This window comes from Kitasatospora sp. NPDC101183, assembly GCF_044767945.1.
In the GTDB taxonomy this organism is placed as follows: domain Bacteria; phylum Actinomycetota; class Actinomycetes; order Streptomycetales; family Streptomycetaceae; genus Kitasatospora.
Window position 1 is genome coordinate 178,045 of sequence record NZ_JBIWOW010000005.1, and the last position, 21,903, is coordinate 199,947.

A 21,903-nucleotide genomic window follows, 5' to 3' on the forward strand; every position below is an offset into this window, starting at 1 on the left:
CGCCGTGCGGTGGGGCGGATCACGGCCGTGGCGGTCGGGATCGGCGCCTGCTCGCTGGCCGCGGCCCCGGCGGCCCATCCGCAGCCGGCCGCAGACGGATCGGTGACGGTCCACGTGGTGCGGGCCGTGGACGCGAGCGGGGTGTGGACCCCCGCGCTGGAACCGGGCATCGGGGGCGTGAAGGTCACGCTCACCGACGACTCCGGCAACGGGATCGACGGCACGACCGCCGCCGACGGCACGGTCACGCTGTCCCCGGCCGGCACCAAGGCCACGGGCGGCAAGTACCGCGTCCAGGTGGTGAATCCGAAGCCGGGCGTGCTCTTCCCGGCCTTCGCCTCGAAGCAGGGGCTGGACGGCGCGCCCTACCAGCTGTCCAGCAACGAGGAGTTCGTCGACCTCTCCGGGGGCAAGACGGTCTCCTACACCACCGGCCTGTGGAACCCCGGGGACTACTGCCAGAAGAACGCCACCCTGGTGACGACCTGTCAACCGGCGGGCAGGGAAGCGGGATCGGCGCGCACGCTGGTCTCCTTCCCGTACGACGCCCGGGGCGTGGACGGCACCGACGTCCACGTCACCAACATCTCCACCAAGGCCGACACGGGCAACATCTACGGCATCGCGTGGAACAAGGCCGACAAGCGGGTCTTCTCCACCGCGCAGGCCAAGCGCACCGCCGACTACGGCCCCGGCGGCCCCGGCGGGATCTACGTGACCGACCTGGCGCAGAAGAGGACCACGCTCTGGGGCACCGTCCCGAACGCGGGCTCGACGGCGCACGGCACGGGCACGGACGACGCCTTCCTCGACGTCGCCGGGCGCGAGAGCCTCGGCGGCATCAAGATCACGGACGACGGCAAGGACCTCTTCGTCGTCAACCTCAACGACCGCAAGCTGTACCGCTACGACGCGAGCGCGGCGACTGCGGCCGCACCCAAGGCCTCGTACCCGATCCCCGACCCGGGCTGCCCGGCGGAGGGGGACTGGCGCCCCTTCGGCCTCGGGCTCCAGGACGGCCTCGGGTACCTGGGCGGCGTCTGCTCGGGCGAGTCGACGGGCAAGGCCTCCGACCTGCGCGCGGTCGTGCTGCCCTTCGACCTCGCCACCGGCGCGTTCCAGAAGCCGGTGCTGGACCAGAAGTTGGACTACCCCCGTGAGTCCACCGTCGGGTCCGGCCCCTGCGACGGCGCCGGCTGGTTCCCGTGGACGAAGACCATCCCGACCAGCCAGAACGGCCAGGCCTGCCGCACCTCGCTGGCCCAGCCCGAGCCGGAGATCGGCGAGGTGGGCTTCGAGACGGACGGATCGATGCTGATCGCCTTCCGCGACCGCTTCGCCGACCGTGGCCCGGCCGGCCCGACGCCGGGGACGGCCGGGCAGATCCTGTCCGGCGGCGACCTCGACAAGGCCTGCCTGTCCGGCGGTACGTACGTGCTGGACACCAACCTCGGCTGCGGGATCACCACCCGGGGCAAGCGGTTCTTCGACACCAGCCGGATGACGTTCCACCACAACGCCGCGTTCGCCGGGATGGCGCTCTCGAAGGTGGAGAGCACCATCGCGACCTCCGGCTTCGACCCGGACAACCGCTACGCCGTCGGGTACGGCACCGCCTGGGTCCAGCGCCTCGACGGCAAGCCCGACCCGAAGTCCGGCCTGCGCCTCAACCCCGTGACGGACACCGCTCCGTTCGGCAAGGGCGCGTCCATGGGCGACCTCGAAGTGCTGTGCGACCGGGCACCGTTGCAGATCGGCAACCGGGTCTGGTACGACCCCGAGCGCAAGGGGGTCCAGAGCCCGGGGCAGAAGCCGGTGGAGGGCGCGACCGTCCACCTGTACGACGAGTCGGGGAAGCTCGTCGGCACGACGAAGACCACCAAGCGCGGCGAGTACTACTTCGACGACTCGAACGTCGAGGGCGGGCTCAAGCCCCGCGCCAAGTACACCGTCAAGCTGGACGAACCCGCCGACTACGCCAAGGGCGGGCCCCTCTACGAGTGGGTCCCGACCGACGCGGACGTGGGCGACAACCACTTCGTCGACTCCAAGGGCGTCGTCCCCGCCGGGGGCAGGTACCCCGAGAAGGCGCTGACCACCGGCGGGCCCGGGGAGAACAACCACACGTACGACTTCGGGTTCCGCCAGCAGGAGGGCGCGCTGAAGCTGGTCAAGCACGACCAGGACGGCAAACCCCTGGCGGGCGCGAAGTTCCAGCTGTGGAAGGAGACCAACGGCACGGACGGCCTCCAGCCCACCGGCGACAAGCCCGACACCAAGGTGGGCGACCCCTGCACCACCGGGGCCGACGGCCTCTGCCAGGGCAGCGGGGTCGTGGGCACGTACTACTGGCAGGAGCTGAGCCCGCCGGACGGCTACGCGGCGCCGGACACCACGGTCTTCGGGCCGCTGGTGCTGACGCCGGACAACCTCACGGACGGGGTCTCGGTGACGGCCGTCAACAAGCTCATCCCGACGCCCACGCCCACCCCGACGCCGACCCCGGCACCGACCACGCCTCCGGCGCCCGCGCCGAGCGGGAACCTGCCGAACACGGGTGCGGGGCAGCAGGTGCCGTACGCGCTGGGCGGCGCGGTGCTGTTCCTCGCGGTCGGCACCGGGCTGGTCCTGCTGGTCCGACGCCGTCGGACCGGGCAGCAGTAGTCCTGACGGGTCCTCGTGCGGGTGTGATCGCGGCTGATTCGCAGCTGATTGCAGCTGATTGAGGCTGATCGCACCTGATCGAGGAGGTGTCCGAGCTTGGGCGGGTTCGCGGACCAGTGGTCCGGGGGCCCGCCCAAGTGGCGTTCCTCCTGCCAGACTTGCCCGCAGTACGCGGAACCCCGAAAGGTGCACACCTCATGCCCACCAAGGCCCGGCCGAAGAAGTCCGCCCAGCCCGGGCCGTCCGCGGTCAAGGGCCGGAGCCGATTGCTGGGCGCGCTGATCGCCGCCGCCGTCTGCGCCGCCACGGCCGGCGGCTACGCCGTCTACCGGACGGTCTCCGGCGAGGACGCCCCCGCCGAACGGCCCGTCACCGTCGACGAGGCGTCCCGCCTCGCCCTCTCCCGCCTGACGCTCTACCAGGCCAGCCCCGCCGCCGTCACCCTCACCGCCGACGAGGGCAGCGGCGTGCGGATCGAGGTCACCGGCATCGTCGACTACCGCGCCCACCGGGGCGTCGGCGGCTACCGCACCCTCGGCGCCGCCGCCCCCGCCCCCACCGCCGGGCCCCGCACCGACCAGGGCCTCGTCGTCTGGGACACCGGCGGCCTCGGCCTCGCCCCCGCCCCCCAGGGCGAGAACGGCCCGCCCTGGCAGCAGGCCGAACACGTCGCCCGGTCCGGCTGGTCCCCCCGCGCCTACACCACCGACCCCCTCGACGCCGGGCTCCAACTCCTCGTCCAACTCGGCGCCGACCGCCCCGACAACCCCCTGCTGCTCGCCCAGTCCGGCGCCCGCTGGCTCGGCCGCGACCGCATCGACGGCCGCGACTACGACCGCTTCTCCGGCCCCCGCGCCCGGGGCGCCGCCCCCGACGGCGGGCGCTCACCCCTCACGTACTGGCTGGACGGGGACGGCGGGCTGCGCCGCGTCACCATGCGGATGCCGGGGCTGGGGACGCCGACCACCCTGGAGTTCACCGGCCGCGACGCCGCGGCGAAGCTGCCCGACGCGCCCTGGATCGCCGGTTGACCGCCCTCCCCGTGATCAACCCCCGCCGGGTCTGCGAGAATCGGCGCATGGCTGAGCACGAGGGCGACGAGGGCGGGCAGGGCTACCTGCTGGACAACCGGCAGTCGGAGGCGGGCACCCGCTTCGAGGCGCTCGCCGAACTCTTCGACCCGGTCACCTTCCGGCACGTCGACCGGATCGGCCTGCGCGAGGGCATGCGGTGCTGGGAGGTCGGCGCCGGCGGCGCGTCCGTCCCCCTCGGCCTCGCCGAACGCGTCGGCCCCACCGGCAGCGTCGTCGCCACCGACCTGGACGTCTCCTGGACCGCCGGCGCCGCGGGCGGGCGCATCGAGGTCCTCGCCCACGACGTCGCCGCCGACCCCGCGCCGCCCGGCGGGTTCGACCTGGTGCACGCCCGGCTCGTCCTCGTCCACGTCGCCGACCGCGCCGAGGCGCTGCGCCGCATGGTCGGCGCGCTGCGCCCCGGCGGCTGGCTGCTGCTGGAGGACGCCGACCCCGCCCTCCAACCCCTGCTCTGCCCCGACGAGTTCGGCTCCGAGCAGGCCCTCGCCAACCGGCTGCGCGCCGACTTCCGCACCCTGATGGCCGGTCGCGGCGCCGACCTCGCGTACGGGCGCACCCTGCCCCGGGTGCTGCGCGAGGCCGGGCTCGCGGACGTCCAGGCCGACGCCTACTTCCCGATCACCTCGCCCGCCTGCACCGTGCTGGAGGACGCCACCGTCCGCCAGATCCGCCACCACCTGGTGGAGCAGGGCCTGGCCACCGACGAGGAGATCGACCGGCACCTGGCCAACGTCGCCACCGGCCGCCTCGACCTCGCCACGGCGCCGCTGATCTCCGCCTGGGGGCGGAAGGTCTGACGCCGCCACCCTTCACGGGAGGAGCACCATGGCCGACATGGAGTCGTTCCGCGCGGCCGTCACCGCCTGGACCTTCGGCGGCGGCCCCGCCGAGCCCGCCCGGCGGCTGGCCGACGACCTGGGCGTGCGCACCGCCGTCCTGCTGGAGGGCCTCAGCGACTCCGCCGCCCTGGACACCCTCGCCGCAGCCCACGGCCGCGACCTCGCCGCCGAGGGCGTCTGCGTGCTGCCGATGGGCGGGGCGATGAACGTCGGCCGGTACGCCGCCAACCTGGGACGGGACGGGCTGGGCCTGCGGCTGACCGGGCTCTGCGACGAGGGCGAGCGGGGCTACTACGAGCGAGGGTGGCAGCTGGCGGGGGCGGCCGCCCCGGACATCCACGTCTGCGTGGCCGATCTGGAGGACGAACTGATCCGCACCCTCGGGGTCGGGGTCGTGCGCGAGCTGGTCGAGGACCAGGGGGACGGGCGGGCCCTGGAGGTCTTCCTGCGCCAGCCCGCCCAGCGGGTCCGGACGGCGCACCAGCAGCTGCACCGGTTCCTGAGCACCAAGTCGGGGCGCAAGATCCACTACGGCCACGTCCTGGCCGCCGCCCTCACCCCGGGCCATCCGGCGACGCCGCTGACGGCGCTGCTGGCGGGGCTGCTGGCCGGGCTGTAGAGGTCAGGGCGCCTGGGCGGCGGCGGCCTCCTCCGTCCAGACGCCCCGCGGGTGGTCGGCGACGGGGAGGTGCAGGCGCGGTTGGGCGCGGCAGCCGGGGCTGGCGGCAGGGTCCTCGGGCCAGCGGTGCTCGCGGTCGGGCCAGACCAGCTGGACGAAGGGGACGGGCTCGCGCCGGTAGAAGCCGGCGGCGGTGCCGAACAACGGGAGGTACCAACTGTCGTCCACAGGCTGACACGTGACCTCGTAGTCGTCGATGACGCCTTCGAGGAGCGTGCCGGGCGCGCTCGGGGCGCCGTCGCGCAGGAGGGCGGCGGCCGTGTTGATCCAGCGCATCGTGTCTTCCGTCTCCAGGCCGACCATCGCGATCTCCGGCAGCCGGTAGGAGTGCCAGAGCCCGACGCTGAACGCCCAGTCCGGCACCTCCCCGCCGCCGCCCACGCCCACCACGTGCCAGCCGTACTCGCGCACGTGCGCCGTCTCCTTGCCCCAGGCGCGGCGCAGCGCCCACCGGGCGCGCAGGGTGGCGGAGGCGGCGGGGTCGCAGATCACGCAGGGGCAGGGGGCGGGGGAGCTCTGGTTCACCGGGGTATCCAAGCAGATCGCGGGCATACGACCGAAAACGCGTTGCGCGTGCGAACGGCGGCGGTCATCCTCCGGTCATGGACCTCCCACCGAACGTGATCGAACTCGACGGCGGCCTCGCCCTGCGCCGCATCGGCCCCGCGACGGACGCGGCCGCGTTCCACCGGCTCGTCGACGAGTCGCTCGAGCACCTGCGCCCCTGGACGTACTGGGTGCCCGACCACCCGGCCGTCACGGACGAGTTCCTGGCCACCCGCGACCACCGCTGGGAGATCGGGCAGAACTTCTCCTACGCGATCGAGGAGGACGGCGCGCCGGTCGGCGCCTGCAGCCTCTTCCACCGCGAGGAGGGCCCGCAGGACGTCCGCGAGATCGGCTACTGGCTGCACCCCGCCGCGACCGGCCGGGGCCTGGCGACCCGGGCCGCCCGCGCGCTCGTCGAGGAGGCGTTCCGGCTGCCGGGGGTCGCGCATGTGGAGATCAGCCACGACCCCGCGAACCGCCCGAGCGGCGCCGTCCCGGCCCGCCTCGGCTTCGCCGAGCACGACCGCCGCCCCGCCGAGCGGCTCGCCCCCGGGGAGACCGGCGAGGACCTGGTCTGGCGGCTGAGCCGAAACTGACGGCCCGTCAGAACTCGTCCTCCAGGAGGGGGATGCACGGCGAGAGCAGCGCCTCCCGGTGCTCGCTCACCCGCCCGCGCACCATGCGCAGCACCCGCGCCTCGTTGAGGTGTGCGTCGTCCCGTACGTGCAGCAGCCCGTACGAGCCGGGTGCGCGCTCGCCGACCTCCCGGAAGAGTCCGAGGACGTCCGGGTCGGGGTGGTTGCGCAGGCCGCCCAGGTGGAGGAACAGCGCGCCGTTCGACCAGCGGAGGTCGAGGAGGTGGCGACCGCCCGTGGCGGCGATCCGCTGCCGGAGGCCGTCGGCGATGGCGTGCAGGACGGCAGGGTCCTGCTCCTCGGCCGTGGCGGTCTCGATGACGTTGACCCAGCCGTGGTACTCGAACACGCTCTACTCCAGGCCCAGTTCGTCCAGCAGGCGGTGCAGCCGCTCCGTCGGGAGCCCGGGGTTCGCGGCGACACCGCGCAGCAGGGCCCCGGCGAGGTCGGTGGAGATCATCCGTCCAGTCTGCCAGCCGCCCTCGGCACACTGCTGCGCATCCGGCGCGCCCGGCCGGAAAGCGTGCTTGGAGAGGTGCGCGGTGGGGGAGGGGTTGGTCGGACGTGTACCTGTCGAACTCGGCGAGGAGAGGTTTTCATGGGGCAGACGGAGAAGGACGAGGAGTTGCGCGGATCCTCCGCGTTCCTGATCGACGAGGCGCTGGGGTTCCTGTTCCCGGCCGCGCTGCGGGCGGCCGCGGACGTGGGGGTGGCGGACCACCTGGGGGAGGAGGCGCGGACGGTGGGCGAGTTGGCCGAGGCGACCGGGACGGACGCGCGGAACCTGCACCGGGTGCTGCGGCTGCTCGCCACGCGGGGGGTGGTGACGGAGCAGGAGGACGGGCGGTTCGCGCTGACCTCCGCCGGGCAGGCGCTGCGCAGCGACGTGCCGTACTCGGCGCGGACGGCCGTGCAGATGCTCACCGACCGGACGATGTGGCGCCCGGCCGGCGAGCTGTCCCGCTGCCTGACCGACGGGACGACGGCGTTCGAGGCGATCTTCGGGATGCCGTTCTTCGACCACTTCGCCAAGGACGAGCGCACCGCCGCCGTGTTCCACGTCGGGATGGCGGCCATGTCCGACCCGGAGAACGGCCCCATCGCCGCCGCCTGCGACCTGCCCGAGACCGGGACGGTCGTGGACATCGGCGGCGGCCACGGCGGCCTCCTCGTCGAGGTGCTGCGCCGTCACCCCCGGCTGCAGGGCGTGCTGTACGACCGGCCGCACGTGCTCGGCGGTCACCGGCTCGCGGCCGCCGAGGGCATCGCCGGACGCTGGACGCTCGCGGAGGGCGACTTCTTCGACGCCGTCCCGGCCGGGGACGTCCACCTGCTCAAGCGGATCACCCACGACTGGGACGACGACCGGTGCGTCACCCTCCTCAGCGGCTGTCGGCGGGCCCTGCACCCCGGCGGGCGGGTGCTGATCCTCGACGCCGTCGTGCCCGAGGGCAACGTGCCGCACCAGTCGAAGGCGCTGGACCTGATGATGATGGGCTCCCTCACCGGCCGGGAGCGCACCGCCGCCGACTTCGCCGAACTGCTGGAGGGCGCCGGGCTGCGGCTCGCGCGGATCCTGCCGACGTCGACGGTGCTGTCGGTGGTGGAGGCCGTCGCCGCGTGAGGTGAAGGGTCACAGGTGGTGGCACGCCGTCCGCCAGGCGTCGGTGACGGCCTGACGGGCGGCGGCCGTGGCCTCGGCGACGTCGGCGGGCAGGCGGACCGGGGCGGCGAGGTGGACGTGGAGGGCCGGGCGGCGCAGCGGGGCCGTGGCGAAGCCCGCCGCCTGCTTGGCCGCGCCGCCCGAGCTGAGGCGGCGGGCGCCGCACTGGCCCAGCGGCACCACCGGGGCGTCGGCGGCGATGGCGAGCCGGGCCAGGCCCGTACGGAAGGCGCGGGGCGCCGCGTCGCCGGAGTCGCGGTGCGCGGGCAGGCCCCCCTCGCCGTAGATCAGCACGACCCGGCCCGCCGCGAGGGCGGCCGCCGCGCCGTCGAGGGCCTCGGCGGCGCGGGCCGTGCCCCGGTGGACGGGGATGTGCCCGCCGGCGCGCAGGGCCCGGCCGAGGACGGGGACGCGCCACAGACCGGCGGTGGCCAGGACCACCGGGTCGGTGCCCAGGCGGCGCAGGGCGGCGAGGACGACGCCGGGGTCGGCGAGGGAGCTGTGGTTGGCGGCGACGATGCTGCCCGGGGCGACCGGGCCCGGGGTGTCGGAGGTGACGGTCAGGCGGCCGAGGACGGGGACGAGGGTGGCGGCGATCCGGCTGATCATGGGCGGCACTTCCGTTCAGGGCCTGCGGTGGGCTGCCACCATCGTGGGGGCGGGGCGGCCGGGGGCGCCTGAGTAGCGGTACTCAGAAGTGCACGGTCAGGGGGATCAGCGGGAGGGGACGAGGGGGGCGGAGCCGTCGTCGGGGTCCTCGTCGTCGGGGTCGAAGGGGTCGAGGGCGGGGGAGGAGCGGAGGGTGGGGCGGGGGGCGGCGGGTTGGGCCGGCTCGGGGCGGGTGAGGCCCTCGAAGGCGTACTTGGCCGACATGGCGGCGCGGGGGAGGGCGTCCTCGAAGTCCTCCAGGGTGCCGAGGGCGGCCGGACGCTCGACCGGGCGGAGGAAGGTCGGGCGGGTGACGCGGCGTGTGATGCGGAGGGTCTGGTCGCTCAACTCCGCGAGGTCGCGGCCCCGTTCGGAGAGGTCGGGGTCGTCGGCGTTCCACGGTTCGAGGACGCTGATCCAGGTCGCGTCGGAGCGGTCGAAGCGGCGGAGCAGCTCGCGGCGGCCCGGGTCCCGCAGCGCCCAGCGGTCGAGGAGGAGGAGGCCGGGGGCCTCGGCGTTGCCCTCGATGATGGCCTCCGCCTCGTCCTCGAACTCGGAGACGGTGGTCTGGAAGCCCAACTGCCGTGCCAGGCGCACCGCGTGCTGCGCGATCGGCGTGCTGCCCGGGCCGTACGGCCGCCAGTCGGTGCGCCTGGCGCCGTAGAAGGAGGGGTTGCGGCCGGGCGGCAACTCGTCCTGGCGGTAGGAGAGTACGCAGATCCGGAGCTGCTTGGCGTTGGCGGTGACGTTGAACGCGCTGGGCAGGGAGGTGAATTCCAGCTGCCGGCCGACCGGGATCACCGTCTCCTCGGCCACCTGCACGATCCTCATCGCCAGGCGGTGGACCGCGAGTTCGTACGCCGAGCGGAAGTAGGCGAGCTTCATCAGCGGGAAGAGGCCCTCGGTGGCGTACTCGGGCCCGAAGCTGGCGTGGTTGAACTGGAGCTCGCCGGCGACGGTCGGCAGACGGTAGCGGGACATCGGGGCCCAGAGCACCGGCACGATGCCGCTGGTGCGCTCGGAGTCCAGGTTCGCCGGATAGACCGGGCGGCGGGTGAAGGCGTGCCACTCCTGGCCGCAGGCCAGGCTGTTGAAGTAGCGCGGCGAGTAGAGCGGGACGAACACCCGGCAGGTCGCCAGCTCGGTCGACAGGCGTGACGCCCAGGACTCGCCCTGGTGCATGGACTGGTCCATGAACCCCACCCGTACGCCGTCCGGCACGGTGGTGAGTTGCAGGACCGCCTCGGAGAGGTCCTGGTACAGCTGGCGCACCCAGCGGTTGGGATCGCCGGCGCCCCGCGCACCGGCGGCGGGGGTGTGGGCGTAGGAGAGGAAGAAGTAGGGACGGGCGTCGTCGCCGTCGTCCCAGCCGTGGCCGCTCCCGGCGGACACGAGCACCGGGGTGCGGGTCCGTTCCGGTGGGGGCATCAGCGGCTTGCACCACTCCTCCACCAGGGGGTGCACCGAATACGTGACCTCCTCGCCCCGATCCGTCCAGGTTTGGAGGAGGGCCGTCGAGCCGCTGTCGGTCGCGGTGGCGTACGACAGCGCGTCCATGAACTGGCTTCTGAGCAGGCTCCCCGTTGCCTCGATCAGCTCGCGGACCGAGACCCGCTCCCGGTATTCGTTCCGCTTCGCGCCCAGTGCCGCGCGGAGCATCGTTCGTACGGTGGGTGGTGCTCCCTCCAGCTGATCGCGCAACCACGGTGCTGCGGCGAGGAGTTGGATGACGCGTCCGTCCTCGGCGATGCGCAGGGCCTCCGCGAGGCGTGGATCTGTGATGCCGGTTCCTGCGAGGGCTTCGACCTCGTTCTCGGAGAACTGGTTCGGGAACACCACGCTGTGGGCGTGTTCCAGCAGGGGGCGGATCGGAGCGCGTCCAGGGCCGTCCCTGAGGTCCTCGACGGAAGTGGCGTCGACGGTGCCCAGCAGGAGGACGGACCCGTGACCGTGACGCTCCCCGCGCACGAGCGCCACCAGTTCCGTCACCACCGCCTCGGTCGCGCCGGAGGCATCGAGGAGGCGGACGACGTCGCCGAGCCAGACCACGGTGCGGGGGGTGACGGTGTCCATTCCCCTCCGGAGCTCCCCCGCATCGTCCGCCCGCCAGATCTGCCAGTCGGAGGGAAGCCGGCGCAGTGCCTCCAGACAAGCGCGGGTCTTGCCGGTGCGCGGGCTGCCGACGACCAGGACCGCTGTGTTGAGGCTCGTGGTCTCGCGGCGCATGGACCGTTCCAGAGGGGTGTCCGCCCGGCGCCGCAGGTACGGCGTCAGGAGCGGCAGGTCCTCGGAGCCCGGGCGGCGTTCGGAGGGCTCGATGCCGAGCAGGGTCGGATCGGCGAGCACGGCGGAGACCGGGAACACCGTCGGCCGTTCGCCGCCCGTCGTCCGCTCCGCGAACGGCGGCGCGTCCCGTGCCACCGTCTCCTGGCCGCCCGCCGTCTCGCCGCCCGTGTGGGTCCCCCGGAAGTCCGCCGGTGACGGGTGGGAGCGCAGCCACGCCCCGACCTCCCGCCGCACCGTGCCGCGGATGCGGACGACGTCCTCCCGCCGCTGCGCCCCGAGGAGGGCGTCGCGGACGCCGGGGAGGAACTCCAGGCGCAGCCCCTCCGGGTCCGCGCCCGGGGGTGGGGCCTCCCAGGGGGCGAGGAGGCCGCTGAGGAGGACTTCCGCGAGGTGGCCGTGGTCGGACCGGGGCAGCATCACCCGGCGGACGAGGGTCATGACGGGCAGGACCAGCGGGACGGCGGACAGGTAACCGGCGAGGTCGCGGGCTGTCGGGGAGGCGCTCTCCCGGAAGCGTTTCAGCGCGAGTTGGGCGTCTTGGGCGTCTTGGGCGTCGTCCGTCTCGGGTGGGGCGGACAGGGGGGTCTGCGCCCCGAGGAGGAGGCAACCGAGCCGTACGCTCCTCCCGCTGCCGGAGGCCAGCGCCGCCAGGTTCCCGAGGGAGTCGGCCGTCGGCTCGACCACGGGGACGGGCAGTCCCGCCCGCCCTCGCCGTCTGCGGCCGGTGGCGGTGGCCGCCCAGCGGGCGTTGGGTGCGGCGGGGTCGTCGGCGCGCAGGAGGAGGGGCACGGGGCGGACGGCGCCGCGTGACCAGAGGCGTTCGGGGAGGAGGTTGAGGACGGCGACGGGCCCGTGCCGCCCCCAGCCGCGCAGGACGGCGTCCATGGCGGGGCCGCCCCAGCCGCCGCCGATGGTGTCGGTGACGGCCAGGACGAGGCGGCGCCCGGACGGGTCGGCGATCTCCTGCGGGCGTCTCGGGGCGCCGCCGGGGCGGGCGGCGACGACGGGGTGGCCGTCCGCTTCGGTGCCGCCGAGGTACCAGGTGCGGACGTCGCGGAAGACGCCGGTCTGGCCGATGACGCGGCGCAGGTCGGTGACGAGGTCGTGCCAGAGCACCATCGAGCGGTGGGTGTCGACGACGAGCGCGAGGTCCAGCCACCGCCCCGGGCCGGGGCGCAGTACGGGGATGAGGAGGCGCTGGTCGACGCCCGCGCTGACGGTGGCCTCCTCGTCGAGTTCGAGTTCGGCCGCGCCCCGGGTGCCGGTGAGGGTGCGGCGTCCGAGCGGGCGCAGGGCGCGCATGACGGCCAGCGGGTCGGCCAGCGCGCTCGCGCGGGGGACGCGGGCGGGGGCGGCGGCCGACCCGTCGGTGGTCGTGGGGCCGGGCGGGGCCACGTCGGCGCGGGCGTAGTGCCGTTCGGCGTGTTCGTCGGTGGGCGCGGGCTCCGGAGGCTCCGCCGGAGGGGTGTCCTCGGGCGGAGGAGTCGCGGCCTCCGGGGCCGTCTGCGGGCGCGCTCCGTCGGCCGGGTGGCCGCCTTCGAGGCAGCCGGCCAGCCACAGGATGTCGGCCAGCTCCTCGGGCGCCAGTCCGGCCGCCGTGGCCGTGTCGGCCTCGGCGAGCGCGCGCAGCAGACGGTCGATCACGGCGCGGCCGGTCCCGAGAGCCGCTGGAGGACGGTGTCCAGGAAGGCCTCGCGCTCCCGGTCGTCCGACCAGGCGCCGCTGAGCCTGAGCTGGACGGCGTTGAGCAGCTGGTCGGTGGCCAGGTCGCCGTCGATGCGGCGCTGGTCGAAGGTGCGGATCAGGTCGTGCATCAACTCCTCGCTCCCGGCGTCGAGTTGGTCGGGCAGTCGGAGGCGTCGGCGGACGATGCTCTCCAGCCGTTCGACGGTGGGCGGCTGGACGTGCAGGCGGATGCAGCGGCGCAGGAAGGGCGGCGGGAAGTCGCGCTCGTTGTTGCTGGTCAGGATGACGATGGGGAAGGCGCGGCACTGGACGCGTCCGCCACCGACGACGACGCCCGCCCCGGCCCCGTCGTCCGCTGAGGCCTCGTCGTCGTCCGTGCCGATGCGCAGGCGCGGTTCCCGGGCGGCGATCCGGGCGAGTTCGGGGATCTCGAAGCCGCCGTCCTCGAAGACGGTGAGGAGGTCCCCGGGGAGGTCGATGTCGCTCTTGTCGATCTCGTCGATCAGCAGCACCCGGGGGCGCTCCTGCGGCAGCAGGGCGGTGCCGAGCGGGCCGAGGCGCAGGTAGGGGGCGATGGAGTGGTCGGGGGCGGAGGCGTCCCCGGTGGCGGCTGGGAGCGACTCGAAGGCGCTTCGACGACCGTGCAGCTGGCGGAGGTTGGCGTCGTGCAGCCTGCTGATCGCGTCGTAGCGGTACAGCCCGTCGCGCAGGGTGCTGCGGCTGGTGATCGGCCAGTGCAGGACGGGGCCGAGGCCGAGGTCGACGGCGATGTCGTACGCGAGGGTGGACTTGCCGACGCCGGGCTTGCCGGTGACGAGCAGCGGCCTGCGCAGGTAGAGCGCGGTGTTGACGGCGTCGATCTCGTCCTCGTCCGCGACGTAGCCCGCGCCGCGTCGCTCGGTGCGCTCCCAGGCCCGGCCGACGGTGCCCGGCGGACGGTACTGCGGGTCGGCCTCGCCGTCGAACTCCCGCCAGGGCGGCTGCTTCCCGGCCAGCCGGTCGAGGCGTGGCCCGGGTGAGCCCTCGCCCCGGTAGATCCACCAGTCCTTCATGTGCGCGAACTCCTCATCCCGGTCGGTGGTCACGACAGCGCCCCCGGCTGCGGCCGGTGTTCGGGGTCGTCCCAGAGCAGGCCCAGGCGCAGGCACCCGGCGCAGCCGTACGCCCCGCCGCCGATCCGCAGCCGCTTCACCATGGCGGGCAGCCGGTCGAGGTCGAACTCCTCGGCCTCGGCGAGGACGGCGCGCAGGTCGTTCCCGCCCCCGCCCCCGCAGTCGGGGCGGCAGCCGTCGTCCTGTACGCCCCGGGGCCACAGGGCGATGGGCAGGCCGGCGTCCAGCATCATCTCCAGCCGGTCCCGCAGCGAGGCGGGGTGGCGGCCGAGCAGCGCGCAGACGGGGTGGCCGTCGGCGCCGAGGCGGTCGACGAGGCCGTGGTCAAGCGGGGTGCCCTCGGCGAGCGCGAGGACGGCGTCGGGGTGGCGGCCGCCGTGCTTGCGGTACCAGGCCCACTTGCGGACCCAGCGGTGGCCGGACTGGTGGGTGCGCTCGTCGGGGCAGCGGACGACGACCTCGTACGCGCGCCCGAGTTCGCCCTGGCGGTGGCCCCGGGTGGGGACGGGCCAGCGCTCGAACTCCTCGTCGAGCAGCGGCTCGGGGACGTGGAACTCGATCCGGCCGACCTGGGGGCCCACCGCCGTGTCGAACAGCAGCCTGACCAGCTGCTCCTGGACGGCGGCCAGGGTGACGGGACCGGCGGACTCCCAGAGCGTCTCGAAGCCGCCCCGGTAGAGCCACGTCCGGCTCAGGAAGGCGTCCTGCGCGCTGGACTCGGCGAGCTGGACGTGCAGTTCGGCCCGGCCGTCGCGCTCGGGCGCGGGCGGCGCGGGGACGGCGTCCGCGCCCAGGCGGGCGCCGGTGCGCCGGACCCAGTCGGCGAGGCCGTCGGCCGTCGCCCCGTCGCTCTCGCGCGCCGCGAGGTAGGCGACGAAGGCGAGCGGGAGCGGGAGGCGGCGGGCGCCGCCGCCGACCCGCTGGTCGAGGTCGCGCACCACCGCCATCGGCTCGGCGGCGGGCAGCACCGGGCCGGGGGGCGCGCAGCCTGCGGCCTCGAAGGCCCAGCGGTAGGCGTGGTACGCCTCGGGCGGCAGCTCGGGGCCGGGCAGCAGGGCGCGCAACTCCGTCCAGGCCTGCTCGTCGAGGCGGGGTGCGCAGGCCGGCTCGTCCCACCAGGCCTCGTCGACGACCGGGGTGCCGTCCCAGCCGGTGATGCGCCACTCGATCTCCTGGACGGGCGCCGAGCCCTGCTCGACCGGGCCGGTGAGGTCGGTGTGCACCTGCCGTGCGATGTCCGGGAGTTGGCGGATGCCGGCGTCCAGCGTACGGCCGGCGAGGCGCTTGAGGAGGCTGTCGGTGAGCCGGCCGGCCCCGGCGAGGTTCTGCGCGGGCAGGCCGGGGCGGGAGGCGTAGAGGAGGAAGGTGCGCCGGTTGTTCACCCGCTTGCCCGGACGGTAGTCGGTGCGGCCGAAGGAGGCGCGGGCCCCGGAGCGCGGGTCGAGGCGGCAGGCGTCGCCTATCGAGACGATCCGCCGGAAGGAGCGGTGGACCTTGTTCGAGTTCCAGAACAGGAGGGCGGAGTCGAGGTCGAGGTGGCGGAACTGGCCGGTGGAGGTGTCGGCGAAGGGCAGGATCAACTGGTCGTAGTCACCCGCGAATCCGTGCCCGGCCCAGTAGATGAGGAGCAACTCGCCGTCACAGAGCGGGAGTTCCTCCATCAGCTCGTTCTCGATCGCGCTGCCGGTGGCGGGGCGGTGCGCGACCCCGGCGGAGGGTGCGGCGGTCGTGGGTGCGGTCGTCGGCAGCGGGGAGAGGAAGAGCCGCACGTTCTCCGCCGGCACCTCGCCCGGGCCGGTCAGCCAGTCGGTGAAGCGGACGGCGTCCCGGGCGGGGCCGCGCAGGTTCCAGTCGGCACCGAGCTGGTAGGACTCGATGCCCACGACGAGGGCGAAGACCCGCTCGGGGGAGAGCGGCGGGCCGCCCTGGTCGGACAGGTGGATCACCCGGCGGCCCCCAGGGCCGGACCGGCCAGGGCGGCGGCGATCCGGTCGTAGAGGGCGGGCAGTTTGAAGTACGCGCTGTGGCAGTACGGGAACGGCTGGCGGCTCGTCACCTCATGGTCGGTGACCCGGGCGTCGCCGGGGAACACCGGGGCCGCGCAGTAGCCGAGCAGGTCGCCCGGGTCGTAGACGTTCAGCCAGTCGGGGAACCCGGGCGGCAGGGCGGCGCCGGGCTCCAGGCCGTTGAGCGCGCCGAGTTCGTGCAGGTACGGGGCCTGGGAGCCGACCGTCACCAGCAGCCGCAGCCCCTCGGGCGCCTCGCCGCGCGCGGCGGCCAGGGCCAGGTGGTCGACCAGCGCGATGCCGCCGAGGCTGTGGCCGATGACCACCGTCGGGCCGGGCGCGGCGCCGATCCGCTCGCCGAGGAAGGCGCGCAGCGGCCCGCCGCGCGCCTGGTAGCGCAGGATGTCGCCCACGGCGGGGGAGGCGCCCGTCGTCAACGCGCCGCGCCTGCGCTCCAGTTGGGGCTGGACGAGCAGCCGCAGGCCGAGCCGCCCGAGCACGCCGGCCGCCCGTCCGAGGGCGCCTCGGGCGGTGCCCCCGAGCTGGTCGGCGACGAGCTCGACCAGGCGGTCGCGCTCGTCGGCGGTGCACAGCGCGCAGGGCCCGGCGGCGGTGACGGCCCCGGCGACGACGGCGCGGGCGGTGGCGGTGGTCAGCTCCGCGGCGGCGGCCTCGTCGCGGGCGCGCTCGCAGGCCTCGGCGAACTCGGGCGAGTCGGCGATCTCCCGTACGGCGGGGGCCAGTCGGCCCTCCAGGCCGGTGGCGGCGAGGAGGTCGGCCAGATCGGCCAGGCCGGCCAGGCCGGCCAGGTCGCCCCGAGTGTCGGAGCCGTCGACCAGGAGGGCCAGCCGGTCGGCGACGGCCTCCCCCGGGGAGCGGAAGCCCGGCGGGTCGAACCCGCCGTCCTCGACGGGCAGTTCGGCCAGCACCCGCAGCTCGCACAGCGGGTCCACGTACAGCAGGCTCCACCCGCCGTCGTCCGGCGCGGCGGCCGTCGGCGTGAATCCGGGGATCGAGGCGCCGCCCGCGCCGAGGGTCGCGCCGTACTCGTCCCCCCAGTAGCAGGGCACCGTCTCGGCGCCCGGGAACCGGGCCAGCAGCTCGCGCGAGACCAGCTCGAACAGCGGATCGTAGCCGTCCCGCCGCACGCCGGTGCCGTGTACGAAAAGGAACCGCACCCCGCCCCCCGTCCCTTACGTGTGCCTGCCCCGGTCAGCAGCGTAGCGCCGCCGGGGGCGCGGGACGGGCGCTCCCGGGAAATCGCCACTCAGCCGTGGGTCACCCGTACGTCACCAGGACGGTCGTGCCCTTGGGGGAGGTGGTGCCGGGCGGCGGAAGCTGTTTGACGACGGTTCGGGGAACCGGGGGCGGAGGCGCCACGGGGGAGGCCGGGTCGGTGACCAGCTTCAGGGTGGTGGTGCTCAGGACGCGCATCGCGTCGTCGGCGGTGCGGCCGAGGAGGTCGGGCACGGTCTCCGTGCCCATGGAGGTGTTCAGGAGGCTCTGGGCCTGGTCGGTGGACCGGGAGGAGAAGAAGAACGCCGTCGCCGCGCCCACCGCCGCTCCGAGGGCGCCGATGAGGCCGCTGCGGATGGTGGAGTCGTCGACGGCGAAGGCGAGGACGGCGCAGAACAGCAGGCCGGCGATCAGGGAGAGCGCGATCCAGCTGCGCGCCACGCCGCCGCCCGCCGGGGCCGGGCCGCCGGGGTGTGGGGGCGCGCCGGAGGCGGAGGCCGCCCAGAGGACCAGGCCGATCAGCAGGACGACCCCGGCGATGACCAGCAGGGCGGTGAGGGTCTGCCCCCAGGTGAGCACGGTGTGCCCGCTCGGCACGGGGCCGGGCGAGGGCGTGGGGGTGGGCTCGGGAGTGGCCAGGAGCACGGCGGCCTCCAGCTTCTGCCTAGGGGGTGGCGGTGACGAAGGGCACCTGGAGGGCGTCCCAACTCGACTGGCCCGGACGGCCGTCGGCGTCGGTGCCCGAGAAGCCGAGGTGGACCTGCCAGGCCTGGTAGGAGGCCGTGTCCCCGTCGCCCCACACGTCCTGGCCCGTCGTGGTGGTGTACCGGCCGCAGCCGACGGCGACGAGCCGGGCGTGCATCGCCGCGACGACCGGGCTCCGGCGCCCGGCCGTGAAGAAGTCGGCGCCGGGGAAGGGCTGGAACGCGGGCGGGGTGGCGGCCGTCAGGGCCGGGTCGCCGGCGGGCGGCAGCGAGGGCAGGGCGTTGGCGACCAGGCCCACGGCCTGCATGCCGCTGCGCCCGAGCGGGGGTGCGGCGCCGGCGGGTGTCGGTGTCGGTGTCGGTGTCGTGCCGGCGTCGGGGGAGACGAGGACGGGGCCCAGCGTCTCCGTGTCCGACGGCGGTTGGCCCGGGCTGTTGACGACCACGTCGCGCACGACCAGCAGCGCGTACGGAAGCGCGTTGACCGCTCCTCCGCCCGGCGCCGGCAGCAGTGTGCCGGCGGCGCGCCCCGGCACGTACCAGTCCGGGTCCGTCAGCAGGATGTCGTCCCACCAGGGCGTTCCGGACGCCAGCCGGGTGAGCGAGACCAGGGTGTACTGGTACGCGACGACGGCCTGGGGCGGGGGCTGCCCCGGGCCGATGACGCCGAGGGTGTCGCCCGGTCTGACGGTGGCGCCCTCCGGCACGGCGATCCGGAGCAGGGTGCCGGTGGCGGGGGAGGGGACTTCGGTGTCGGCCTTGCCCGTCTCCGCCTCGAACAGCGGGTCGCCCGCCCGGACGGAGTCGCCCACCGCCTTCAGCCAGGCGGTGAGGGTGAACTCCTGCGGGGCGGAGGGGTCGTCGCTGCCGAGGTTCGGCAGGGTGACGGTCGTGTTCGCCGGGTCGCTCAGGTCGGGCGCGGCCTGGGTGTGGGCCGTGCTGGCCGTCTGCCAGGACGCGTTGCCCGGCAGCGGCCAGTCCGTCGGATCGCTGCCGAGCGGCGCGGCCGGCGAGACCTGGTCGACCAGGGTGAGGTCGGCCGCGAGGCGTTGCACGACCTGCCTGCCGGCCTGGCTCGTCGGATCGAGGGGCGCGGCGCTGTGGATGATCGTGGAGTAGAGGGCGGTGGCGCTCTGGCCGCCCGGGGGCGCCGTGTTCTGCGCCTGGCCGGGGACCAGGACCATCGGGGTGTCGAAGGTCGTGAGCCACTGGGCCAGGCGCAGCGTGTTCACCACGCCCTTCTGGACGATCTGGTCGTCCACCGGCAGGCCGGGGAAGAACGCGACGGCCTTGCCGGCGGTGAGGGTGCCGAAGATCGCCGTGAGGTCGGCGATGAGCGCCTGTTCGGCGGCGGCCAGGTCGGGGGTGGTCATGACGTGGGGGACGGGGGAGTGACGTGCAGGGCCCAGCCGAGGACCTGCGTGCCGTGGATGCTCAGTGTTCCTCCGCTGTCGGTGGTCTGGTAGCTCCAGCTGGAGCTGCCGTCGTCCTGGCCGAACTGGCTGCCGTCGGTGCTGGCGTCCTGGTGGTTGTACGTGACGCCGAGCCCGAACGCGCCGACCGAGCCGCCGTAGGTCGTCCCGGAGGAGCTCTGCTGGCTGGCGGCGCTCTGGGCGAAGGAGGTGGCGAAGGTCTGGAAGTCGCCCCAGTCGTCGCAACTGATGGCGACGTTGCGGGCGACCAGGATCTGCACGGGCACGGCGGGGAAGAAGTTGGCGTTGTTGGCGGCGGTGTTGGTGCCGTCGCTGAGGTAGTTCGCGCCCTTGTCGGTGATGTGCCAGCCGCTCCCGACGCGGAAGATCTCGTCGAAGAGCCACGGCCGGTCGATCGTCGCGAGGAAGAACTCGCCGCTGATGCTCGCGCTGCTGGACTTGTCCCAGCCGACGGCCCCGGCCGAGGAGCCGCTGGCGAACCCGCCGGCCGCCTTGGCCGAGGAGAAGCCCACGTCCGCGGTGGCGCTGAACGGCCCGTACACGATGCCGACGCCTCCGGTGTCGGACTGGCTGGAGGCGTTGTAGTAGCTGCTGGAGAAGGCGTTGAAGGTGTTGGCGGAGGCCGAGTCGTAGGTCGAGTCGGACACGTCGATCTGCATGGGGCCGAAGCTGTCGTCCGTCGACTGGCACCAGGAGGGCGGATCGATGGTGGTGTAGGCGAACTGGCCGACGGCGGCCGAGGTCTGACCGAAGAGCAGCCAGCGCTGCTTGACGGCGTCCACCGCGCCGACGACGATGTCGACGCCCTGCGCGTTGATGAACGCCTCCGCCTGGGAGTACGACATCGGGCCCGCTGCCAGGTCGGCGGCGTTGAGGTCGGTCTCGGCGTCCTGGATCTGCTGGTCGAAGACCTTGCCGTCGCCGAGCGGGAACGCGGCGGCCTTCGCCGGGTCGCCCATCGCGGCCACGAACGCGGCCGCCTTCTTGCCGATCAGGCCGGTGACAGTGGTGCGGTCCTTCCGGAAGGTCTGGTAGCCGGGCGTCGGCGCCCCGGGGCGGACGTAGAGGACGGCCAGCGCCTGCTTGATCGCGTCCTCCTGGGCCTGGGGTTTGTCCGGCGGTTTGTCGGCGAAGACGGCGCCCGCGACCAGCCCCCACGCGTCGGAGACCGTGCCCGGTCCGTAGACCGCGATCGACGTGCCGAGTTGCAGGTTCAGGTTGGCGAAGTGGGAGGTCGCCACCGCCGAGTTGATCCCGACCTCCGCGTTCGGATCCGGCGGGGGAGGCGGCGGCGGCTTCTTCGTGGTGGTCGTGGTCCCGCTCGCCGGGGTCGCCGGGGCCGGCGGCTGTTGGACCTGGGGGATCTTGACGTCGCCCCCGGAGGCCAGCAGGGCGTACACGTCGCCGCCCTCGACCGTCCAGGGGTTCTCGTATTCCTTCGGATCGATGGGGATGCCGGGGGACTGGTGCACGAACACCATGTCCTTGTCGGCCTGAAGGACGGCGCTGATCGCGGCGCCCATCTGATCCAGTGCTGAGAGGAGGGCCTTTTGCAGCGCTCCCAGACCGTCGATGGTACCCATCTGACGTCCCGATCTGAGTGAGTTCCCGATCCGGGTCGGGCGAGGGCGCGGCTCACCGTGCACGTCTCGCGTTGCGCGACCTCGCGTGCGGACATGTGCGGGTGACAGGGGGCCATGGCGCTGCTGTCTTTACTCCATTCGAGCACAGCTGCCGGGCGTCGACCACCGGGGCCCGGCATTCCCGGCGGCCCCGCCCGACACGCGGGCAGGAACGTGCCTGCGCGCCGCCGGCCGCCCGCCCCGCTGCAATGGCACGCGACCGTGCCGCACACCTACGGGAGGCCACTGATGGAACCGGAATCCACGATCACCGACACCGAGGCGGTCCGCGTGCTCGACGTCTCCGGCCCGCAGTACCGCCGCTCCTTCGAGCTGTTCCTCGCCGGTACGGACGAGAAGCCGCTCACCCACGCCCGGCTCGGCGAGGTCGTCGCCGCGCTGCCGCACCGCCGGGTGCTGCTGGACGTCGGCGCCGGGGAGGGCCGCACCACCGCGTACCTCGGGCGCTCCTTCGAGCGCGTCGTCGCCGTCGAGCCCAGCGCGGCCATGCGCGAGAAGCTGCGCGCCGTCTGCCCGGAGGCCCTCGTCCTCCCGGAGCCGATCGACCGGGCCGAGCCGCCGGAGCCCGCCGACCTCGTCCACCTCTCCCACGTGCTCTACTACGTCCCCGAGGAGCGCTGGCTGCCCACCGTCGACCGCCTCCGCTCCTGGACGGCGCCCGGCGGCACCCTGCTGGTCGTCCTGCAGAACCCGGACAGCCCCTGCATGCGGATGGCCGCCCACTTCACCGGCGTCCGCTACGACCTGCGCCCGCTCGCCGCCGCCCTGCGCGAGCTGCACCCGGCGGACGGCCTCGCCCTGGAGACCCTCGGCCTGCGCTACCGCACCGAGCACCTGGAGGAGGCGGTGGACGTCGCCGAGTTCATGGTCAACGTCGCCGAGCTCGCCACCCTGAGCGCCCGCCCCACCCGGGCCGAGCTGACCTCCTACGTTCAGCTGAACTTCACCAGGCCGGACGGGAGTTACACCATCGGCCACACCCAGGACATGCTCACCCTGCGCCGCTCCCCGACCGACTGACCCCCG

17 protein-coding genes are annotated in these 21,903 nt (G+C 74.3%); 7 read left to right on the top strand and 10 right to left on the bottom strand.

Going from position 1 to position 21,903, the window contains the following annotated elements:
* The first annotated feature begins 27 nt into the window (after positions 1 to 27).
* From ACIRRS_RS08375 to ACIRRS_RS08390, 4 genes are all read left to right on the top strand, one after another.
* Positions 28 to 2,664: an SdrD B-like domain-containing protein gene (locus tag ACIRRS_RS08375; protein WP_402966710.1), complete on the top strand. Its 2,637-nt coding sequence runs from the start codon at positions 28 to 30 to the stop codon at positions 2,662 to 2,664.
* A gap of 197 nt (positions 2,665 to 2,861) precedes the next feature.
* Positions 2,862 to 3,695, top strand: a complete 834-nt coding sequence (locus tag ACIRRS_RS08380) for a hypothetical protein (RefSeq protein WP_402966712.1) — start codon at positions 2,862 to 2,864, stop codon at positions 3,693 to 3,695.
* Between the two features lie 47 nt (positions 3,696 to 3,742).
* Positions 3,743 to 4,555: a methyltransferase domain-containing protein gene (locus ACIRRS_RS08385; protein ID WP_402966714.1), complete on the top strand. Its 813-nt coding sequence runs from the start codon at positions 3,743 to 3,745 to the stop codon at positions 4,553 to 4,555.
* 28 nt (positions 4,556 to 4,583) lie between these two features.
* On the top strand, positions 4,584 to 5,216 hold the full coding sequence (locus ACIRRS_RS08390) for a TOPRIM nucleotidyl transferase/hydrolase domain-containing protein (protein ID WP_402966716.1): 633 nt from the start codon (positions 4,584 to 4,586) through the stop codon (positions 5,214 to 5,216).
* A 3-nt stretch (positions 5,217 to 5,219) separates the two neighbouring features.
* On the opposite strand, the gene ACIRRS_RS08395 is transcribed toward ACIRRS_RS08390, so the two are convergent.
* Positions 5,220 to 5,801, bottom strand: a complete 582-nt coding sequence (locus tag ACIRRS_RS08395) for a DUF4262 domain-containing protein (RefSeq protein WP_402966718.1) — start codon at positions 5,799 to 5,801, stop codon at positions 5,220 to 5,222.
* Between the two features lie 77 nt (positions 5,802 to 5,878).
* Between ACIRRS_RS08395 and ACIRRS_RS08400 the strand changes: the two genes are divergently transcribed.
* The gene (locus ACIRRS_RS08400) at positions 5,879 to 6,421 is read left to right on the top strand and encodes a GNAT family N-acetyltransferase (RefSeq protein ID WP_402966720.1); all 543 of its coding nucleotides are present in this window, start codon (positions 5,879 to 5,881) and stop codon (positions 6,419 to 6,421) included.
* Between the two features lie 7 nt (positions 6,422 to 6,428).
* On the opposite strand, the gene ACIRRS_RS08405 is transcribed toward ACIRRS_RS08400, so the two are convergent.
* Positions 6,429 to 6,809, bottom strand: coding sequence for an Imm7 family immunity protein (locus ACIRRS_RS08405; protein ID WP_402966722.1), 381 nt, complete (start codon positions 6,807 to 6,809; stop codon positions 6,429 to 6,431).
* 249 nt (positions 6,810 to 7,058) lie between these two features.
* Here ACIRRS_RS08405 and ACIRRS_RS08410 point away from each other — a divergent pair, with 249 nt between their 5' ends.
* Positions 7,059 to 8,084 carry a methyltransferase gene (locus ACIRRS_RS08410; RefSeq protein WP_402966724.1) on the top strand — a complete coding sequence of 342 codons (1,026 nt, stop codon included), beginning with the start codon at positions 7,059 to 7,061 and terminating at the stop codon, positions 8,082 to 8,084.
* Positions 8,085 to 8,093: 9 nt separating this feature from the next.
* Here the strand turns inward: ACIRRS_RS08410 and ACIRRS_RS08415 are convergent, their stop codons facing one another.
* The 8 genes from ACIRRS_RS08415 to ACIRRS_RS08450 all read right to left on the bottom strand — a co-directional run bounded on the left by ACIRRS_RS08415 (position 8,094) and on the right by ACIRRS_RS08450 (position 20,817).
* On the bottom strand, positions 8,094 to 8,732 hold the full coding sequence (locus tag ACIRRS_RS08415) for a lysophospholipid acyltransferase family protein (RefSeq protein WP_402966726.1): 639 nt from the start codon (positions 8,730 to 8,732) through the stop codon (positions 8,094 to 8,096).
* 105 nt (positions 8,733 to 8,837) lie between these two features.
* Positions 8,838 to 12,701, bottom strand: a complete 3,864-nt coding sequence (locus ACIRRS_RS08420) for a TIR-like protein FxsC (protein WP_402966728.1) — start codon at positions 12,699 to 12,701, stop codon at positions 8,838 to 8,840.
* Complete coding sequence (locus ACIRRS_RS08425; protein WP_402967053.1) at positions 12,698 to 13,795, bottom strand: AAA family ATPase; 1,098 nt, start codon at positions 13,793 to 13,795, stop codon at positions 12,698 to 12,700. The genes ACIRRS_RS08420 and ACIRRS_RS08425 overlap by 4 nt, the downstream gene beginning before the upstream one ends.
* A gap of 29 nt (positions 13,796 to 13,824) precedes the next feature.
* Positions 13,825 to 15,801 (bottom strand): hypothetical protein, encoded by a 1,977-nt coding sequence (locus ACIRRS_RS08430; RefSeq protein WP_402966730.1) that lies wholly within the window; start codon positions 15,799 to 15,801, stop codon positions 13,825 to 13,827.
* Entirely contained in the window at positions 15,798 to 17,039 is a 1,242-nt protein-coding gene (locus ACIRRS_RS08435; RefSeq protein WP_402966732.1) for a hypothetical protein, read from the bottom strand. The genes ACIRRS_RS08430 and ACIRRS_RS08435 overlap by 4 nt, the downstream gene beginning before the upstream one ends.
* 100 nt (positions 17,040 to 17,139) lie before the next feature.
* The gene (locus ACIRRS_RS08440) at positions 17,140 to 17,742 is read right to left on the bottom strand and encodes a PASTA domain-containing protein (protein WP_402966734.1); all 603 of its coding nucleotides are present in this window, start codon (positions 17,740 to 17,742) and stop codon (positions 17,140 to 17,142) included.
* A 19-nt stretch (positions 17,743 to 17,761) separates the two neighbouring features.
* Positions 17,762 to 19,174, bottom strand: a complete 1,413-nt coding sequence (locus tag ACIRRS_RS08445) for a peptidoglycan-binding protein (RefSeq protein ID WP_402966736.1) — start codon at positions 19,172 to 19,174, stop codon at positions 17,762 to 17,764.
* Positions 19,171 to 20,817, bottom strand: coding sequence for a hypothetical protein (locus tag ACIRRS_RS08450; RefSeq protein WP_402966738.1), 1,647 nt, complete (start codon positions 20,815 to 20,817; stop codon positions 19,171 to 19,173). The genes ACIRRS_RS08445 and ACIRRS_RS08450 overlap by 4 nt, the downstream gene beginning before the upstream one ends.
* A 288-nt stretch (positions 20,818 to 21,105) precedes the next feature.
* Here ACIRRS_RS08450 and ACIRRS_RS08455 point away from each other — a divergent pair, with 288 nt between their 5' ends.
* Positions 21,106 to 21,897, top strand: coding sequence for a class I SAM-dependent methyltransferase (locus ACIRRS_RS08455; protein WP_402966740.1), 792 nt, complete (start codon positions 21,106 to 21,108; stop codon positions 21,895 to 21,897).
* Positions 21,898 to 21,903: the final 6 nt, after the last annotated feature.

Bases quoted from the DNA above. Each gene is read 5' to 3' on its own strand.
- ACIRRS_RS08380 (WP_402966712.1), top strand. From the start codon at position 2,862: ATGCCCACCAAGGCCCGGCCGAAGAAGTCCGCCCAGCCCGGGCCGTCC.
- ACIRRS_RS08385 (WP_402966714.1), top strand. From the start codon at position 3,743: ATGGCTGAGCACGAGGGCGACGAGGGCGGGCAGGGCTACCTGCTGGAC.
- ACIRRS_RS08390 (WP_402966716.1), top strand. From the start codon at position 4,584: ATGGCCGACATGGAGTCGTTCCGCGCGGCCGTCACCGCCTGGACCTTC.
- ACIRRS_RS08400 (WP_402966720.1), top strand. From the start codon at position 5,879: ATGGACCTCCCACCGAACGTGATCGAACTCGACGGCGGCCTCGCCCTG.
- ACIRRS_RS08410 (WP_402966724.1), top strand. From the start codon at position 7,059: ATGGGGCAGACGGAGAAGGACGAGGAGTTGCGCGGATCCTCCGCGTTC.
- ACIRRS_RS08415 (WP_402966726.1), bottom strand. From the start codon at position 8,732: ATGATCAGCCGGATCGCCGCCACCCTCGTCCCCGTCCTCGGCCGCCTG.
- ACIRRS_RS08425 (WP_402967053.1), bottom strand. From the start codon at position 13,795: ATGAAGGACTGGTGGATCTACCGGGGCGAGGGCTCACCCGGGCCACGC.
- ACIRRS_RS08445 (WP_402966736.1), bottom strand. From the start codon at position 19,174: ATGACCACCCCCGACCTGGCCGCCGCCGAACAGGCGCTCATCGCCGAC.
- ACIRRS_RS08450 (WP_402966738.1), bottom strand. From the start codon at position 20,817: ATGGGTACCATCGACGGTCTGGGAGCGCTGCAAAAGGCCCTCCTCTCA.
- ACIRRS_RS08455 (WP_402966740.1), top strand. From the start codon at position 21,106: ATGGAACCGGAATCCACGATCACCGACACCGAGGCGGTCCGCGTGCTC.